Here is a 16703-nt window from a genome sequence, read left to right as displayed (position 1 = left end):
GTACAATCTCTGAGCATATGGCGCGAATTTCGGCATATTGTTCTTTGGTCGTGGGGCGCCGCGGTGACGAGCCGCCCCAGCCCGAGACTCCCTGTGTTGGCACGGGCGTTGCACACCTCCCCCTTCGGCACGCGGACGGGGGTCCTGCGTGCGTACTCCAGAAGGGAAATAAAATGTCGAACCTGTTCACCCATGCGCGGCGCGTGGCCGGCCGCGCACTGTTGGGCGCGACCGCGCTGGCGATTGCCGGTTCCGCGGTACCGGCGAATGCCCAGGACACCATCAAGGTCGGGGTGCTGCACTCCCTCTCCGGCACCATGGCCATCAGCGAGACCACGCTGAAGGACACCGTGCTGTTCATGGTAAAGGAGCAGAATGACGCCGGCGGCGTGCTCGGCAAGAAGCTTGAGGCCGTAGTCGTCGACCCCGCGTCGAACTGGCCGCTCTTCGCCGAGAAGGCGCGTGAGCTTCTGGAGAAGGAAAAGGTCGCGGTCGTGTTCGGCTGCTGGACCTCGGTCTCCCGCAAGTCCGTGCTCCCGGTGTTCAAGGAGCTGAACGGCATCCTGTTCTATCCGGTCCAGTACGAGGGCGAGGAGAGCGAGCGCAACGTGTTCTACACCGGCGCGGCCCCGAACCAGCAGGCGATTCCCGCCGTCGACTACCTGATGGAAAACGAAGGCGTGAAGCGCTGGGTGCTCGCCGGTACCGACTACGTGTACCCGCGCACCACCAACAAGATTCTCGAAGCCTACCTGAAGTCCAAGGGCGTCGCCGCCGAGGACATCATGATCAATTACACGCCGTTCGGTCATTCGGACTGGCAGACTATCGTCGCCGACATCAAGAAGTTCGGCTCGGCCGGCAAGAAGACCGCCGTCGTGTCGACCATCAACGGCGACGCCAACGTCCCGTTCTACAAGGAACTCGGCAACCAGGGCATCAAGGCGACCGACATCCCGGTCGTGGCGTTCTCGGTGGGTGAGGAAGAACTCGCCGGTATCGACACCAAGCCGCTGGTCGGCCACCTCGCCGCGTGGAACTACTTCCAGTCGGTCGACGTGCCGGAGAACAAGGCGTTCATCGAGAAGTGGCGCGCGTTCATCAAGAACGACAAGCGCGTGACCAACGACCCGATGGAAGCCACCGTCATCGGCTTCAACATGTGGGTCAAGGCGGTCGAGAAGGCCGGCACCACCGATCCGGACGTCGTGATCCCGGCGCTGATCGGCGTGGCCGTTCCGAACCTCACCGGCGGCTTCTCGGCGATGATGCCGAACCACCACATCACCAAGCCGGTGCTGATCGGCGAAATCAAGGATGACGGCCAGTTCGACGTCGTGTCCCAGACCCCGGGCCTGATCGTCGCCGAAGAGTGGTCGCCCCACCTCGAAGGCTCCAAGGACCTGATCTCCGATTGGCGTTCGCCGATGAACTGCGGCAACTTCAACGTGAAGACCGGCAAGTGCGGCGGCGCCGGCAACTGATGCCGGGCTGACGCCTGACGCTTGATCGAACCGGCCGCCCCCGGGCAGTCCCGAAGGTGGCCGGTTCCCCTTCACGCGACGACGCGTGCCGGGAAGGCGGCTGTCCGCCTCCTCATCGCCGCCGGACCGACTCCGGCCTTTTCCACGCGCCACATCGACGGATGACGATGACCACCATCGCTCGATTTCGTAGCTTCTGCTGCGCGCTGGCCTTTCTGCTATCGGTTGCCTCCTTCTGCCTGCCGGGCGCGGATCGTGCCCAGGCGCAGGACCTGAGCGGGCCGCTCGGCCAGATCGCCACCGACAATTATGGCAACACGGAAGCTGCGCTTGGTGAGCTGGCGCTCAGCGGCAGTCCCGCCGCCGCCGGCATCGTCTCCGCACTCGCCGACGGCAATCTCGTCTTCAGCCCGTCGACCCGACAGGTCTTCATCCGCAACGCGGCGGGGGCGCTGCTCGACCCGGTGACGCTCCAGCCGGTGGCGGACGCCCCGGCGGTAAAGCCGGTGCGCGTCAACAACCGCATCCGCCGCGCGATCGAGGCCGCCAACGGCGCTCTCTCGCTGGTGAGCCCGGACGCTGCCAAGCGCCTCGACGCCGCGCAGGCGGTCGGCCGCTCCCGCGACGAGGCGGCGCTCCCGGCGCTGGAGACCGCGCTCGCCAAGGAAACCGACCCGCGCGTGAAGACCGCCATGACGCTGGCGCGCGCTTCGATCGTCATCGCCAAGGAAGGCATCACGCCGGCCGAACGCATCGCCGCCGTGGAACTGGTGGGCGCTGAAGGCAACCAGGACGCTCTCGCCATCCTGCGCAGCGTGCCCGACAGCGCGGCCCCCGAGGTGAAGCAGGCCGCCGCCGACGCCATTGCCGGGATCGAGCGCAATCTCGCCATCTGGGGCGCCGCACAGAATGTCTGGTACGGTGTCTCGCTGGGTTCGGTGCTGCTGCTTGCCGCCATCGGCCTTGCCATCACCTTCGGCGTGATGGGCGTCATCAACATGGCCCATGGCGAGATGGTGATGCTCGGCGCCTACACCACCTTCGTGGTGCAGGAACTGATCCGCACCTATAACCCCGCTCTGTTCGATGCCTCGCTGCTGATCGCCATTCCCGTGGCCTTCCTGTTCACCGGCCTCATCGGGGTGCTGATCGAGCGCACCGTGATCCGCTTCCTCTATGGCCGCGCGCTTGAAACGCTGCTGGCCACCTGGGGTATCTCGCTGATCATCCAGCAGGCGATCCGCACCGCGTTCGGACCGACCAACCGCGAGGTTGGCGCGCCGAGCTGGATGTCCGGCACCTTCGACCTCGGCCATCTCGCCATCACCTATGGCCGGCTCTGGATCGTGATCTTCGCCTTCCTCGTCTTTGTCGCGCTGCTCGGCGTGCTGCGGCTCACCCGCATCGGGCTGGAAATGCGCGCGGTCACGCAGAACCGGCGCATGGCGGCCTCGATGGGCATCCGCACCAACTGGGTGGACGCCATGACCTTCGGCCTCGGCTCCGGCATCGCCGGCATCGCCGGGGTGGCGCTCAGCCAGATCGACAACGTGTCGCCCAATCTCGGCCAGAGCTACATCATCGACAGCTTCCTCGTCGTGGTGTTCGGCGGCGTGGGCAATCTCTGGGGCACGCTGGTCGGCGCCATGTCGCTCGGCATCGCCAACAAGCTGCTGGAGCCTTATGCCGGCGCCGTGCTGGGCAAGATCGCGCTGCTGGTCATCGTCATTCTGTTCATCCAGAAGCGGCCGCGCGGCCTCTTCGCTCTCAAGGGGAGGGCGATCGAATCATGAGCACGCTCGACACCCGCCCGCCGGCCCTGCTCGGCACCAGCGGCCAGATCTTCCTCGCCATCACGCTCGGCGTCGCCGTGCTGGTGCCGGCGCTGAACCTGCTGCTGCCGCCGGATTCGCCGTTCTACATCCCGACCTATGTGGTCTCGCTGCTGGGCAAATATCTCACCTACGCCCTGCTGGCGCTCTCGGTGGACCTGATCTGGGGCTATGTCGGCATTCTCTCGCTCGGCCATGGCGCCTTCTTCGCGCTCGGCGGCTACGCGATGGGCATGTATCTGATGCGCCAGATCGGCACGCGCGGCGTCTATGGCGATCCCGTGCTGCCGGACTTCATGGTGTTCCTGAACTGGAAGGAGCTGCCCTGGTTCTGGTGGGGTTTCGATATGTTCCCCTATGCCGCGCTGATGGTGCTGTTCGCCCCCGGCGTGCTGGCGCTGGTGTTCGGCTGGTTCGCCTTCCGCTCGCGCGTCACCGGCGTGTACCTGTCGATCATCACCCAGGCCATGACCTTCGCCCTGCTGCTGGCGTTCTTCCGCAACGACATGGGCTTCGGCGGCAATAACGGCCTGACCGACTTCAAGGATATTCTCGGCTTCAATATCCAGTCCGACGGCACCCGCGCCACGCTGTTCGCGCTGTCCGCGCTGGCGCTGGCGGGCGGCTATGTGCTGTGCCGCTTCCTGGTGCGCTCGCATTTCGGCAAGGTGCTGGTCGCCATCCGCGACGCCGAGACGCGCGTGCGCTTCACCGGCTACCGGGCGGAGAACTACAAGCTGGTCGCCTTCGTGGTCTCGGCCATGCTGGCGGGCATTGCCGGCGCGCTCTACGTGCCGCAGGTCGGCATCATCAACCCCTCCGAATTCTCGCCGGCCAATTCGATCGAGATCATCGTCTGGGTGGCTGTGGGTGGGCGTGGCACGCTGGTCGGCGCTGCGCTCGGGGCGGTGCTGGTGAACTATGCCAAGACCTATTTCACCTCCGGCCTGCTGGCGCCCTACTGGTTGTTCATGCTGGGCGGGCTGTTCGTCGCGGTCACGCTGTTCCTGCCCAAGGGCATCGTCGGCACGTTCTATGAGTGGCGGGAGAAGCGCCGTCCGCCGCCGGACGAGGCGGCCCCGCCGCTCGCCGAGCCCCGGCCGGCGGAGTGAGGGAGGCGACCATGAGCACTACCGAAACGCTGGAACCCGCACCGGTCGACGCCATCGCCAAGAAGGACCTGACCGAGGCGCTGCTCTATCTCGACGGCGTGACTGTCACCTTTGACGGCTTTCGCGCGCTTAACGCGCTGTCTTTCACGGTCGATCCGGGCGAGATGCGCGCCATCATCGGCCCGAACGGTGCCGGCAAGACCACGATGATGGACTGCATCACCGGCAAGACCCGGCCCGACAGGGGCGACGTGTTCTTCGCCGGCGGCACGGTCGATCTCACCAAGCTCGACGAGACGCAGATCTGCACGCTCGGCATCGGCCGCAAGTTCCAGAAGCCGACCGTGTTCGAGAGCCACACCGTGCTCGACAATCTGCGCCTCGCGCTCAAGGGGCAGCGCTCCGCCCTGCCGAACATCTTCCGCAAGGAGACCGCCGAGCAGCGCGACCGCATCGACGAAATCTTCGAGACCATCAAGCTCACCGAGCATCGTGGCCGCCTCGGCGGGGCGCTCTCGCACGGGCAGAAGCAGTGGCTGGAAATCGGCATGCTGCTGGCGCAGGACCCCAAGCTCCTGCTGGTCGACGAGCCGGTCGCGGGCATGACCGACGCCGAGACCGCGCAGACCGCCGAGCTGCTGCGCGAGATCAACGCCAATGGCCATTCCGTGGTGGTGGTCGAGCACGACATGACCTTCGTGCGCGACCTTGGCGTGCGGGTGATGTGCCTTCACGAAGGTTCCGTGCTGGCGGAAGGCACGCTCGATCAGGTGAGCGCCAATGAGCGCGTCATCGAAGTCTATCTGGGGCGTTGAGCGGCATGCTGGAAGTTCAGGACGTCAACCTCTTCTACGGCGCGGCGCAGGCCTTGCGCGGGGTCTCGGTTACCGCCGAGCCGGGCAAGGTCACCTGCGTGCTGGGGCGCAACGGCGTCGGCAAGACCAGCCTGATGCGCGCCATTGTCGGCCAGCAGCCGATCGCCAGCGGCGCCATCCGCTTCAACGGCGAGGACATCACGCGGCTCGCGCCGGCCGACCGGGCGCGGCGCGGTATCGCCTTCGTGCCGCAGGGGCGCGAGATCTTCCCGCTGCTCACCGTGGCGGAAAATCTCGAAACCGGCTTTGCACCGCTCAAGCGCGCCGACCGTTCGATTCCCGATGACGTGTTCTCGCTGTTTCCGGTGCTGGATTCGATGATGCGCCGGCGCGGCGGCGACCTGTCCGGCGGCCAGCAGCAGCAGCTCGCCATCGGCCGCGCGCTCACCATGCGCCCGAAGGTGCTGGTGCTCGACGAGCCGACCGAGGGCATCCAGCCCTCGATCATCAAGGACATCGGCAACGCCATCCGCTACTTGCGGAGCAAGGGCGATATGGCCATCGTGCTGGTCGAGCAGTATTTCGACTTCGCCAAGGAGCTCGCGGACCATTTCATCGTGATGGAGCGCGGCGCGGTGGTGATGTCGGGCGATGGCGCCGCCCTTGAGGACCCGGATGTACGCAACCGAATTGCCGTCTGACGCTTCGCCCCGCTCGACCATTCCCGTCGAGCTGCGCGCGAAAGGGCGGCTGTTCGTGGAGGCGCTTGCCGCCGGCGGGCGCACCGTGCGCGGCGCGGTGGAGGAGGCGGGGCCGAGCCGCGTGCGCTTCCCGCTCTCCGGCCGGCGCGGCGCGGCGCTGGAAGGCGTTCTGCTGAACACCGGCGGCGGCTTCGCCGGTGGCGATAGTTCTCATGTCCGGGCCCGCGCCTGCGACGGCGCCCATCTCGTGCTCACCACACAGGCAGCCGAGAAGATCTACCGTTCGGACGGCGCGCTCACGCAGCTCGCCGTGGAGCTGGAGGTCCGCGCTGGCGCGCGCCTCGACTGGATGCCGCAGGCCACCATCCTGTTCGACCGCGCCCGCGTCGAGCGCTCCATCACGGCGGAGGTCGCCGGCAGCGGCCGGCTGCTGCTGGTCGAGCCGCTGGTACTCGGGCGCACCGCCTCCGGCGAGACGCTCCGCCAAGGCGCCCTGTTCGACAGCTGGCGCGTGCGCCGTGACGGGCGACTGATCTATGCCGACGGGCTTGACCTGTCCGGCGACCTTGCCGCCGTGCTGGGACGTGGCGCGGTGATGCGGCACTGGGCGGCGCTCGCCACCATTCTCCTGATCGCCCCCGACGCCGAGAGCCGGCTGCAGCCGGTGCGCGCCGCGCTCGGCATCGGGGAAGAGGCGACAGACGGCCTGCCCGACGGGCTGGAGGCCGGCGCCAGCGCGTGGAACGGCATTCTGGCCGTGCGCCTGCTGGCGCGTGACGGGGCGGGGCTCGATCGCGCGATACGCCGCATCATCCGCGATCTGGGTGTGGCGGATCCCCCGCGGATTTGGCATTCCTGATGCAAGAGCGCGCCGCCCGCGCGCCGGAATTCGCCACGCGATGTGGCGTGATGGTGAAAGCCGCTGAATTTGAGGGGCGGGTGCGTGGTGTGATCGCGACAACCATGCTTACCTAGCCGCCGATTGCCTGAAGTGAGCCGGAGAAACGCCGATGAATCTGAGCCCGCGTGAGAAGGACAAGCTTCTGGTCGCCATGGCTGCCCAGGTGGCCCGCCGCCGCTTGGAGCGCGGCGTGAAGCTGAACCATCCCGAGGCCGTGGCGCTGATCACCGATGTCGTGGTGGAAGGCGCGCGCGACGGCAAGAGCGTCGCCGAACTGATGACGCTGGGGGCCACCGTGCTCACGGCCGATCAGGTGATGCCCGGCGTCGCCGAGATGATCCACGACGTGCAGGTGGAAGCGACCTTCCCGGACGGCACCAAGCTGGTCACGGTCCATGAGCCGATCCGCGGCGGGCTGGGACATGAGGGCGCGCCGGGCGAGATCCTGTTCGAGGACGGCGAGATCGAGCTGCTCGCGGGGCGCGAGTTCCTGTCGCTCACCGTGTCGAACACGGGCGACCGCCCGATCCAGGTCGGCAGCCATTATCATTTCTTCGAGACCAACCCCGCCCTCGCTTTCGACCGCGAGAAGGCGCGCGGCATGCGCCTCGCCATTCCCTCCGGTACTGCCGTCCGCTTCGAGCCGGGCCAGTCGCGCGAGGTCATGCTGGTGGACCTTGCCGGCAAGAAGGAGGTCTACGGCTTCCGACAGGCGGTCATGGGGCGCCTGTGACCCCGCCGGCTGGTTTCGTCTCCGCCCTCCCGCTTCCCGATTGACCGGATACGCGTCCATGGCCATCAAGATTTCCCGCGCCGTCTATTCCGAGATGTTCGGGCCGACCACGGGTGACCGCATTCGCCTCGCCGACACCTCGCTGATCATCGAGGTGGAGAAGGACTTCACCACCTATGGCGAAGAGGTGAAGTTCGGCGGTGGCAAGACCATCCGCGACGGCATGGGCCAGGCGCAGATGACCCGCGCGCAAGGCACCGTCGATACGGTCATCACCAATGCCGTGATCCTCGACCACTGGGGCGTGGTGAAGGCCGATATCGGCCTGCGCGACGGGCGCATCCACGCCATAGGCAAGGCCGGCAACCCGGACATTCAGCCCGGCGTCGATATCGTGATCGGTCCCGGCACCGAGGTGATCGCGGGCGAGGGCAAGATCGTCACCGCCGGCGGTTTCGACAGCCACATCCATTTCATCTGCCCGCAGCAGATCGAGCACGCGCTGATGAGTGGGGTCACCACCATGCTCGGCGGCGGCACCGGGCCGGCGGCGGGTACCAACGCCACCACCTGCACGCCCGGCCCGTGGCACATCGAGATGATGCTACGCGCCTTCGACAGCTTTCCGATGAATCTGGCGCTGGCCGGCAAGGGCAATGCCTCGCTGCCCGGCGCGCTGGTCGAGCAGATCGAGGCCGGCGCCTGCGCGCTGAAGCTTCATGAGGATTGGGGCACCACCCCGGCGGCGATCGACTGCTGTCTCTCGGTGGCCGACGAGTACGACATCCAGGTGATGATCCACACCGACACGCTGAACGAGAGCGGCTTTGTCGAAGACACGATCGAGGCGTTCAAGGGGCGCACCATCCACGCCTTCCATACCGAGGGCGCAGGCGGCGGCCATGCGCCGGACATCATGAAGGTGGCCGGCCTGCCCAACGTGCTGCCGTCCTCCACAAACCCGACCCGGCCGTTTACGGTGAACACGCTCGACGAGCATCTCGACATGCTCATGGTGTGCCACCACCTCCACCCCTCGATCGCCGAGGATCTCGCCTTCGCCGAGAGCCGTATCCGCAAGGAAACCATCGCCGCCGAGGACATCCTGCACGATCTCGGCGCGCTCTCGATGATGAGCTCCGACAGCCAGGCCATGGGCCGGCTCGGCGAGGTGGTCACCCGCACCTGGCAGACCGCGCACAAGATGAAGCTGCAGCGCGGCCCGCTTCCGGGCGACAGCGAGCGCAACGACAATGTCCGCGCCAAGCGCTATGTCGCGAAATACACCATCAATCCGGCGATCGCGCATGGCGTCGCGCGGCACATCGGCTCGGTGGAGCCGGGCAAGCTGGCCGATCTCGTCATCTGGTCGCCGGCCTTCTTCGGCACCAAGCCGGACATGGTGGTGAAGGGCGGGGTGATCGTGGCCGCGCAGATGGGCGACCCCAATGCGTCGATCCCGACCCCGCAGCCGGTGCATTACCGCGAGATGTTCGGCGCCTTCGGCAAGGCCCGCACCGCGACCTGCCTGACCTTCACCTCCAAGGCGGCGGTGGAGCGGGGCGTTGGCGCGCGGCTCGGGCTGGAGAAGCGCTTCATCGCGGTCGACAATGTCCGGGGCGGCATCGGCAAGGCCTCGATGATTCACAATGGCGCGACGCCGAACATCGAAATCGACCCCGAAACCTATGAAGTGCGTGCGGATGGCGAATTGCTGACCTGCGCGCCGGCGAGCGAACTGCCCATGGCGCAGCGCTACTTCCTGTTCTAATTGTCGGTTCCAGACAGAGCTTCGCTCGAAGGAGACCGCCATGATCCACGCCCGCACGCTGCTGCCCGCCGGCACCTGGGACACGAGCGCCGCCGCCGACAAGGTGGTGCTGCCCCATGACGGCCGCCATCGTCGCCGCATTGCGATGCGCGGGGAGGGCGACGTGGTGTTCCTGCTCGATTTCGCCGAGGCCACCCGGCTCAAGGACGGCGACGGCCTGCTGCTGGACGACGGGCGCACCGTGGCGGTGGTGGCCGCCGAGGAGCCGGTCGCCGAGATCGTGGCGCGCGATCCCTATCATCTCGCGCGCCTCGCCTGGCATCTGGGTAATCGCCATGTGCCGGCCGAACTTCTGGCCGACCGCATCCGCATCGCCCGCGATCCCGTGCTGGAAGAAATGGCGCGCGGGCTGGGTGCGCAGGTCAACGTGGTCGACGCCTCCTTCGAGCCGGAAGGCGGCGCCTACGAGGCCGCCGAGGCGCACGGGCATCAGGCGCACGGGCATGAACACCACGAGCATGGCGAGGATTGTGGCTGCGGTCACGACCATCACGATCACGGCCATGAACATGCACACCATGATCACGCGCATCCTGATCACGCACACCATGATCACGGCCATCATGGGCATGCGCATCACGCGCATGACCATCATGAGCATGACGAGAACTGTGGCTGCGGGCATGATCATCACAGCCAGCACCGTCATCACCATGTGAGCGACGACCACGCGGCCGCGCCGGTGCGCGATGTGCTGCATGTCGGCGAACCCAAGCATGAGCATGCCCATGGCGAGGGCTGCGGCTGCGGCCACGATCATGCCCATCATGATCATGCGCACCACGATCATGCGCCTCACGACCCTTCCCACGACCACCCGCATGGGCACGGCCATCACCACCATCACGACCATAAGTGAGGCAGGCGCTACGGGCCGGGACGCGTTCCCCGGCGCTGTAGACCTCGTGCCGCTGCTTGTCTGGCTGTCGCCGGCCTATCCGGTCGGCTCCTTCGCCTATTCCCACGGGCTGGAGTGGGCGGTCGAGACCGGCGACATCAAGGACGCCGCCTCTCTCCGTGGCTGGATCGAGGACCTGCTGCGCCATGGCGGGCCGTTCGCCGATGCGGTGCTGCTCGCTCATGCCTGGCGCGCGGTGGAGTCCGGCCGGGACGCGGATTTCATTGAGGTCGCCGAACTGGGTGCCGCTTTCGCGCCCTCGCGGGAGCGCCAGATGGAGACGTTGAACCAGGGCGACGCCTTCCTCGCCGCCACCCGCGCCGCCTGGCCGGCCCCCGCGCTGGAACGCGCCTGCGCCGCCTGGGGCGGGCGCTATGCCTATCCGGTCGCGGTCGGCGCGGCCGCGGCGGCTCACGGCCTGCCGCTCGGTTCGACGCTTACCGGCTTTCTCACCGCCGTGTGTGCCAATCTCGTCTCGGCGGCGGTGCGGCTGGTGCCGCTCGGCCAGGCCGACGGCAACCATGTGCTCGCCAGCGCCGCGCGTAGCCTGAGCGATGTCGCGCTTGCGGCGATGGACGTGCCGCTGGCACGGCTGGGCGGCGCGGCGCTGCGCTCCGACATCGCCTCGATGCGGCACGAAACCCAGTACACGCGTCTGTTCCTGAGCTGATCTGAAGCAACGGCGGTGCGCAGAGCGCATGCAGTTCCGCCGCGCGTGCGCGCTTCGCTGGAGGCTGGGATGCCGGAGCTCCGACGCGGGCGCGGGAGGGTGTCGTCGGGGCGCCTTGCGTCATTGTCGAGGCCGGCAGTCTCGCCCCGATGGTGGCGGCGGGCCGAAGCGCCCCGCATGTGGCGCCGAATCCCACCTATTTTGACGATAGCGTCGCTGAAATGTGGCAATACTAGTAGTTTTGCGACACCATCACATGCACCCTTTGCGCTAGCGTGCCCGTTTAGCGGTTTCAGCAGGTCCCCATGGCATATCCGATACCGGAGAATGAAGCCGAGCGTCTGGCTGAACTGCATGCCCTCGAGATTCTGGGCTCCGGTCAGTCGGCAGCGCTGGAGGGCGTGTGCCTGCTCGGCCGCATCGTGCTGAATGTTCCCTATGCCTGCATCGGCCTCGTCGATCGCGAGCGGCAGGTGTTCAAGGCCAGATCCGGCTGGGAGGTCGAGGGGACCTCGCGCGAGCATTCATTCAGCGCCTGGACCATCATGTCGCCGGACATTCTCGTGGTGCCGGACGCGACGAAGGATCCGCGCTTTCGCGACAACATCTATGTGACCGGCGAGCCGCATATCCGGTTCTATGTCGGCGTGCCCATCGCGCTGCGCTCCGGGCTCCATATCGGCTCGCTCTGCATCTTCGACCGGGAACCGCGCGAGATCACCGAGGCCGAGATCGAAGTGGTCGGCCGCCTGGCCCAGCTCGTTACCGACCAGTTCCGCTTTCATGAGGCGACGCGGCGCACCAAACGGGAGCTGGAGCACCGGCGCACCAGCCAGGGCCTTCTGGAAATGCAGAGCCGGGAATTGTGGCGGCGCCAGACCCTGCTCGCGCAGACCGAAAGGCTGGCGCGCGTCGGCGGTTGGGAGTTCGACATCGCGACCAACCGGCTGACCTGGTCGGACGGGCTGTTCCGCATCTACGGACTGACACCGGGTCGCGAGCCTTCGACCGAGGTGGCGTTCTCGCATTTTCCCATCGAGGCGCGGCACCAGTTCCAACGCAAGCTGGAACAGGCGATCCGGACCCGCGAGCCCTTCGAGGTGGAGCTTCCCTTCGTCGACGCGCAGGGCGGGCACCGCATCGTGCGCAAGACCTGCGAGGTGGAGGTCGAGGACGACAAGGTGGTCCGCGCCTTCGGCATCCTTCAGGATGTCACGGAACAGAAGGAATCCGAGCAGCGCATGTGGCGCATGGCCAATCATGACGCTCTGACCGGCCTGCCCAATCGGGGATTGATGCGTGAGAAGCTGGAGGCCGCCCTGCGCCGTGCCAAGCGCAGCGGCAAGCATGTCGGCGTGCTGCTGATCGACCTCGATCAGTTCAAGGACGTCAACGACACGCTCGGCCACGATGCCGGCGATGCGCTGCTCATCGAGGCCGCCGGTCGGTTGAGCCGCAGCGTCAGCGAGGTCGACACCGTTGCCCGGCTGGGCGGCGACGAATTCATCGTGCTGCTGTCACATATAGAGAGCCCGGTGGACGGCCTGCTGGTCGCCCAGCGCGTGCTGGCGGTGCTCAACAAGACGTTTGTCTACCGCCGGACGTCACTGTCCTGCCGCAGCAGCATCGGGGTTGCGGTCTCGCCGGATCACGGCGCCGATCCGTCCACGCTGCTCAAGAACGCCGACATTGCGCTGTATCGCGCGAAATCGTCGGGGCGCGGTATCGCCGTAGAGTACAACACGCGCATGCAGCAGGCGACCGAGAACCGGATCCAGCTTGCCGAGCGCGTGCGGCTGGCCCTGAAGAAGGGCGAGTTCGTGCCCTACTACCAGCCGAAGGTGTCGTTCTCCACCGGCGCCATCGTCGGGTTCGAAGCGCTGCTGCGCTGGCGCCATCCCCGCAAGGGACTGCTCGGGCCGAAGGACTTCGGTCAGGCCTTTGACGATCCGTATCTCGCGCTGGTGATAGGCGAGCGCCTGCTGGACACCGTGATGCGCGACATGACCACATGGCAGGCGGCGGGATGCGATTTCGGCCATGTCGCCATCAATGTCAGCTCGGCCGAATTCGCGCGCGGCGAGTTGCCCGAGCGCGTGCTCTCCGCGCTGGACGCTGCCGGACTGCCTCCCGAGCGACTTACCGTCGAGGTCACCGAGACAGTGTTTCTCGGCCGCGGCAACGAGGTGGTGCGCCAGAGTCTGCGTGCGTTGAACGCTGCCGGGGTCCGGATCGATCTCGACGATTTCGGCACCGGCTACGCCTCGCTGACCCATCTCAAGCAATTCCCTGTCGATCGCATCAAGATCGACCGCTCCTTCGTTCACGACATCGAGCACGACATTGACGACGCCGCGATCGTGCGCGCGGTGATCAATCTCGGGCAGAGCCTCGGTATTCAGACCGTGGCGGAGGGGGTCGAGAACGAGGCGCAGGCGGCCTTTCTGCGTACGAATGGCTGCGACCATGGCCAGGGCTATCTGTACTCTCAGGCCATGCCGGCGGTGCGCGTGCCCGGTTTCATCCGTAATTGGAGGGCCGAGCGGGCCACGGGTGGCGCGGCGGTCCAGCAGGTGGCCGAATAGCGCAGCCCTGCTGCTTCCATTAGCGCGTGTCGCGCTTTCCGCGCGCGGCGCATCTGGTATGTTCCGCCCGCTTTCGAAAGGGCGGCCGCAATGATCTCGCGAACAGGAACCCACAAGAAGCCCGGCTCGCCGCTGGCCGCGCCCGGCCGGCTGCGGGCGGCGGAACGCATTCTGGCGCTGTTCGATGCCTGCTCCCGGAGCAATCTGCGGGCCTGCCTGTTCCTTGTCGGCCTCTCGCTCATCGCCTTCCTGCCCGGCCTGTTCGCGATTCCCGTCGTCGACCGTGACGAGGCGCGCACGGCACAGATTTCGCGGCAGATGGTCGAGGGCGGCAGCCTCACCGATACGCGCATCGGGGTGGAGGCGCGTCATACCCGGCCGTTCGGCTTCTACTGGCTGCAGGCCGGCGTGGTCGCGCTCGGCGAGGTGGTGGCAGGCGAGGGCGCGGTTCACACCATCGCCTTGTACCGGCTTCCCTCGCTGGCCGCGGGAATCGGTGCCGTGCTGCTTACATTCTGGGCAGCACTTGCCTTTGTGCGCCGCCGTGCCGCGCTGCTGGCGGCGACCCTGCTCGCTTCCAGCGCCGCGATCGGCATCGCCGCGCGGCTCGCCGTGCCGGATGCGGTGCTGGTGGCGGCGGTGGCGGCGATGATGGGAGCCTTCGCCCGCGTCTATGTCGGCCGCGGCGGGGAAAATGTCGGACGCCCGCCGCTGCCGGCCGCGATCGACGTGAAGCTCGCCGCCATCTTCTGGGGCGGCCTGTGCGCGGCGTTGATGGCCAAGGGGGTGCTGGCACCGCTCTATGTCGCCGTGCCGCTGGTGGCGCTGGCGGCGGCGGACCGCTCGGTCCGGCTGCTGCGTCCGCTGGCGCCGTTCCATGGCCTCGCGGTCTGCCTGCTGCTGGTGGCGAACTGGTTCGTCCTGCGCCACTGGACCGGCACGGAGAGCGCCGCTGAAACCGCGGAGAGGCTGCTGATCGGACGGGTGGCGCCGTTCTTTCCCGGCTTCACCGCGCTGCCCGGCGCCTATCTCCTGATGTTCTGGGGCCTGTTCTGGCCGGCGGCGCCGCTGGCGGCCCTCACTCTGCCGATCCTGTGGAAGGCACGACGGCTGCGCTCGGTGCGCTGCCTGCTGGCCTGGGTGCTGCCGGTCTGGCTGGTGTTGGAGTTTTACCCGACCAAGATCCCCGGTTTCGTGCTGCCGACCTTTCCGGCCATCGCGATCCTGATCGCGCTGGCGGTCGAGCGCGGGGCGCTGGCGCTTGCCAATACGCGGCTGGTGCGACTGCTGTGGCTGTGGCCGGTGATCGGCGCACTGATAGCGGTGCTGGCGCTGCTCGGACTGGCGATCTTCGACCGCACCACCAGCGTGCTGTCCTGGCCGCTGCTGCTGCTCGGCTTCTTCGCACTGGTGATCGCCGCCGGGTCGGTGCGCGATTACGGCGTGGAGAAGGCGACCCTGCTCGCGGTGGCCGGCATGCTGGTGTCCGGCTTCGGGGTGATGCAACTCATCGTGCCAAACCTTCAGAGCATCTGGGTCTCGCCGCGGCTCGCCGAAGCCGCCAGCGCGGAAGCCTGCGCGCGCGCTGGCCAGCCGATCGCGATCGGCAGCGCCGGCTTCAACGAGCCGAGCCTGATGCTGCTGGCGCCGGGTGCGGTGCCGGTGCGTTTCCTGGACGGGGCGGCCGCGGCCGATTTCCTGCAGGAGGGCGGCTGCCGCGCGGTGTTCGTGGAGCGGCGGCAGGAGATGCGTTTCGTGCGCCGCGCCGAAGCGCTGGGCCTGCGTGTCGATCGCGGCGCCGACATTCCCGGCTATGACTACAATGAAGGCCGCCGGGTGCGCATCTCGCTATATCGTCGGGCGAATTAGCGGCCCGAACCCACGCGCCCCAGTCGCTCCAGCCCCTGTGCGAGGTCCTCGATCAGGTCGTCGACATTCTCCAGCCCGATATGCAGCCGAACCGCCGGGCCACCGGGCTGCCAGCGCGTGGCGGTGCGGTAGGTCGAGCAGTCGAAGGGAATGGCAAGGCTCTCGAACCCGCCCCAGCTATAGCCGAGCCCGAACAGCCGCAGGCTGTCGAGGAAGGCGTCCACAGCCGCCTTCGGCACCGGCTTGAGGATGATGCTGAACAGGCCCGACGCGCCCTTGAAGTCGCGGCGCCAGATCGCGTGGCCGGGATGGTCCGGCAGCGCGGGATGAAGGACGCGCAGCACTTCGGGGCGCGCGGCGAGCCACTGCGCCACCCTCAGCGCCGATGCCTGATGATGGACGAGACGCACCGCCATGGTGCGCAGCCCGCGCGTCGCCAGAAATGCATCTTCCGGCGCCACTGTGATGCCGAGATCGCCATGGGTGAGCTTGATCTTGCGGAAGCAGGGATCGGTGGCCGAGATCGTGCCGATATTGAGGTCGGAATGGCCGCCGAGATATTTGGTGCCGGCCTGGATCGCGACATCGACCCCAAGATCGTGCGGGCGGAAGAACAGTGGCGTCGCCCAGGTGTTGTCCATCAGCGTGGTGATGGAATGCCGGCGGGCGACCTCGACGATGGCCGGAATGTCCTGCATTTCAAAGGATTGCGAGCCCGGCGATTCCATGAAGATGGCGCGGGTGTTGGGCCGGATCAGCGCCTCGATGCCCGCTCCGGCCAGCGGATCGTAATAGGTCGTCTCGATCCCGTAGCGCCGGAGCACGGCGTCGCACACGCGGCGCGTGGGCTGGTACGCGGTGTCCACCATCAAAAGATGATCGCCGGCCTCCAGCACCGCCAGCAGGGCGACGCTGATCGCCGACAGGCCGGAGGGTGTCAGCACCACGCCGGCGCTGCCTTCGAGGTCGGTGAGCGCCTGTTCCAGCGCTTCCACCGACGGATTGCCCCGCCGGCCATAAGTGTAGCGCCCGGTATGTGCCTCGAGATCGGCGACCGTGGGCGAAAGAACTGTGGAGCCGCGCACGATCGGGGTGTTCACGAAGCCGTCAAAGCGCTGCGGGTCGCGCCCGCCATTGACGATCCGTGTCTCCACGGCAAAAGCGTGGTTTTCGGCGTCTTTAGGTTGTCCTGCCATCATCGTACCGCGTCGAGTCGCCCAGTGTGGTTGCCATTGGCCGCCCCGGCGGGCGGGCCGTCAAGCGCTTGACCGT

Annotated in this window: 13 protein-coding genes; 12 read left to right on the top strand and 1 reads right to left on the bottom strand. The window is 67.2% G+C overall.

Annotation, left to right across the window (positions count from 1 at the left end; translation table 11 throughout):
• Positions 1-173 precede the first annotated feature (173 nt).
• The 12 genes from urtA to MKI84_RS09795 all read left to right on the top strand — a co-directional run bounded on the left by urtA (position 174) and on the right by MKI84_RS09795 (position 15431).
• Positions 174-1484: an urea ABC transporter substrate-binding protein gene (gene urtA / locus MKI84_RS09850; protein WP_241619049.1), complete on the top strand. Its 1311-nt coding sequence runs from the start codon at positions 174-176 to the stop codon at positions 1482-1484.
• A 161-nt stretch (positions 1485-1645) separates the two neighbouring features.
• Positions 1646-3277, top strand: coding sequence for an urea ABC transporter permease subunit UrtB (urtB, locus tag MKI84_RS09845; RefSeq protein ID WP_425353821.1), 1632 nt, complete (start codon positions 1646-1648; stop codon positions 3275-3277).
• On the top strand, positions 3274-4428 hold the full coding sequence (gene urtC / locus MKI84_RS09840) for an urea ABC transporter permease subunit UrtC (protein ID WP_241619045.1): 1155 nt from the start codon (positions 3274-3276) through the stop codon (positions 4426-4428). Before urtB ends, urtC begins: the two co-directional genes overlap by 4 nt.
• 11 nt (positions 4429-4439) lie before the next feature.
• Positions 4440-5243: an urea ABC transporter ATP-binding protein UrtD gene (gene urtD, locus MKI84_RS09835; RefSeq protein WP_241619042.1), complete on the top strand. Its 804-nt coding sequence runs from the start codon at positions 4440-4442 to the stop codon at positions 5241-5243.
• Positions 5244-5248: 5 nt separating this feature from the next.
• Positions 5249-5944 (top strand): urea ABC transporter ATP-binding subunit UrtE, encoded by a 696-nt coding sequence (gene urtE, locus MKI84_RS09830; protein WP_241619039.1) that lies wholly within the window; start codon positions 5249-5251, stop codon positions 5942-5944.
• On the top strand, positions 5919-6803 hold the full coding sequence (locus tag MKI84_RS09825) for an urease accessory protein UreD (RefSeq protein ID WP_241619037.1): 885 nt from the start codon (positions 5919-5921) through the stop codon (positions 6801-6803). The genes urtE and MKI84_RS09825 overlap by 26 nt, the downstream gene beginning before the upstream one ends.
• 151 nt (positions 6804-6954) lie before the next feature.
• Positions 6955-7578, top strand: a complete 624-nt coding sequence (locus MKI84_RS09820) for an urease subunit gamma (RefSeq protein ID WP_241619034.1) — start codon at positions 6955-6957, stop codon at positions 7576-7578.
• Positions 7579-7636: 58 nt separating this feature from the next.
• Positions 7637-9349 (top strand): urease subunit alpha, encoded by a 1713-nt coding sequence (gene ureC / locus MKI84_RS09815; protein ID WP_241619032.1) that lies wholly within the window; start codon positions 7637-7639, stop codon positions 9347-9349.
• 40 nt (positions 9350-9389) lie between these two features.
• Complete coding sequence (locus tag MKI84_RS09810; RefSeq protein ID WP_342593622.1) at positions 9390-10268, top strand: urease accessory protein UreE; 879 nt, start codon at positions 9390-9392, stop codon at positions 10266-10268.
• Positions 10231-10977 (top strand): urease accessory protein UreF, encoded by a 747-nt coding sequence (locus tag MKI84_RS09805; RefSeq protein ID WP_241619030.1) that lies wholly within the window; start codon positions 10231-10233, stop codon positions 10975-10977. Before MKI84_RS09810 ends, MKI84_RS09805 begins: the two co-directional genes overlap by 38 nt.
• Positions 10978-11282: 305 nt before the next feature.
• Positions 11283-13562 carry a putative bifunctional diguanylate cyclase/phosphodiesterase gene (locus MKI84_RS09800; protein ID WP_241619028.1) on the top strand — a complete coding sequence of 760 codons (2280 nt, stop codon included), beginning with the start codon at positions 11283-11285 and terminating at the stop codon, positions 13560-13562.
• 90 nt (positions 13563-13652) lie between these two features.
• The gene (locus MKI84_RS09795; RefSeq protein ID WP_241619026.1) at positions 13653-15431 is read left to right on the top strand and encodes an ArnT family glycosyltransferase; all 1779 of its coding nucleotides are present in this window, start codon (positions 13653-13655) and stop codon (positions 15429-15431) included.
• On the opposite strand, the gene metC is transcribed toward MKI84_RS09795, so the two are convergent.
• Entirely contained in the window at positions 15428-16627 is a 1200-nt protein-coding gene (gene metC / locus MKI84_RS09790; RefSeq protein WP_241619024.1) for a cystathionine beta-lyase, read from the bottom strand. The two genes, MKI84_RS09795 and metC, sit on opposite strands and share 4 nt — an antisense overlap.
• Between the last annotated feature and the right edge of the window lie 76 nt (positions 16628-16703).

The sequence above is a fragment of the Ancylobacter gelatini genome (assembly GCF_022601675.1).
GTDB classification, from domain to species: domain Bacteria; phylum Pseudomonadota; class Alphaproteobacteria; order Rhizobiales; family Xanthobacteraceae; genus Ancylobacter; species Ancylobacter gelatini.
The sequence above is the reverse complement of the archived record's forward strand: the minus strand, read 5'-3'. Positions and strand labels throughout refer to the sequence as shown.

What these genes read in the sequence shown, in the direction of transcription:
- urtA (WP_241619049.1), top strand. Translation starts at nt 174, where the DNA reads ATGTCGAACCTGTTCACCCATGCGCGGCGCGTGGCCGGCCGCGCACTG.
- urtB (WP_425353821.1), top strand. Translation starts at nt 1,646, where the DNA reads ATGACGATGACCACCATCGCTCGATTTCGTAGCTTCTGCTGCGCGCTG.
- urtC (WP_241619045.1), top strand. Translation starts at nt 3,274, where the DNA reads ATGAGCACGCTCGACACCCGCCCGCCGGCCCTGCTCGGCACCAGCGGC.
- urtD (WP_241619042.1), top strand. Translation starts at nt 4,440, where the DNA reads ATGAGCACTACCGAAACGCTGGAACCCGCACCGGTCGACGCCATCGCC.
- urtE (WP_241619039.1), top strand. Translation starts at nt 5,249, where the DNA reads ATGCTGGAAGTTCAGGACGTCAACCTCTTCTACGGCGCGGCGCAGGCC.
- MKI84_RS09825 (WP_241619037.1), top strand. Translation starts at nt 5,919, where the DNA reads ATGTACGCAACCGAATTGCCGTCTGACGCTTCGCCCCGCTCGACCATT.
- MKI84_RS09820 (WP_241619034.1), top strand. Translation starts at nt 6,955, where the DNA reads ATGAATCTGAGCCCGCGTGAGAAGGACAAGCTTCTGGTCGCCATGGCT.
- ureC (WP_241619032.1), top strand. Translation starts at nt 7,637, where the DNA reads ATGGCCATCAAGATTTCCCGCGCCGTCTATTCCGAGATGTTCGGGCCG.
- MKI84_RS09810 (WP_342593622.1), top strand. Translation starts at nt 9,390, where the DNA reads ATGATCCACGCCCGCACGCTGCTGCCCGCCGGCACCTGGGACACGAGC.
- MKI84_RS09805 (WP_241619030.1), top strand. Translation starts at nt 10,231, where the DNA reads ATGGGCACGGCCATCACCACCATCACGACCATAAGTGAGGCAGGCGCT.
- MKI84_RS09800 (WP_241619028.1), top strand. Translation starts at nt 11,283, where the DNA reads ATGGCATATCCGATACCGGAGAATGAAGCCGAGCGTCTGGCTGAACTG.
- MKI84_RS09795 (WP_241619026.1), top strand. Translation starts at nt 13,653, where the DNA reads ATGATCTCGCGAACAGGAACCCACAAGAAGCCCGGCTCGCCGCTGGCC.
- metC (WP_241619024.1), bottom strand. Translation starts at nt 16,627, where the DNA reads ATGGCAGGACAACCTAAAGACGCCGAAAACCACGCTTTTGCCGTGGAG.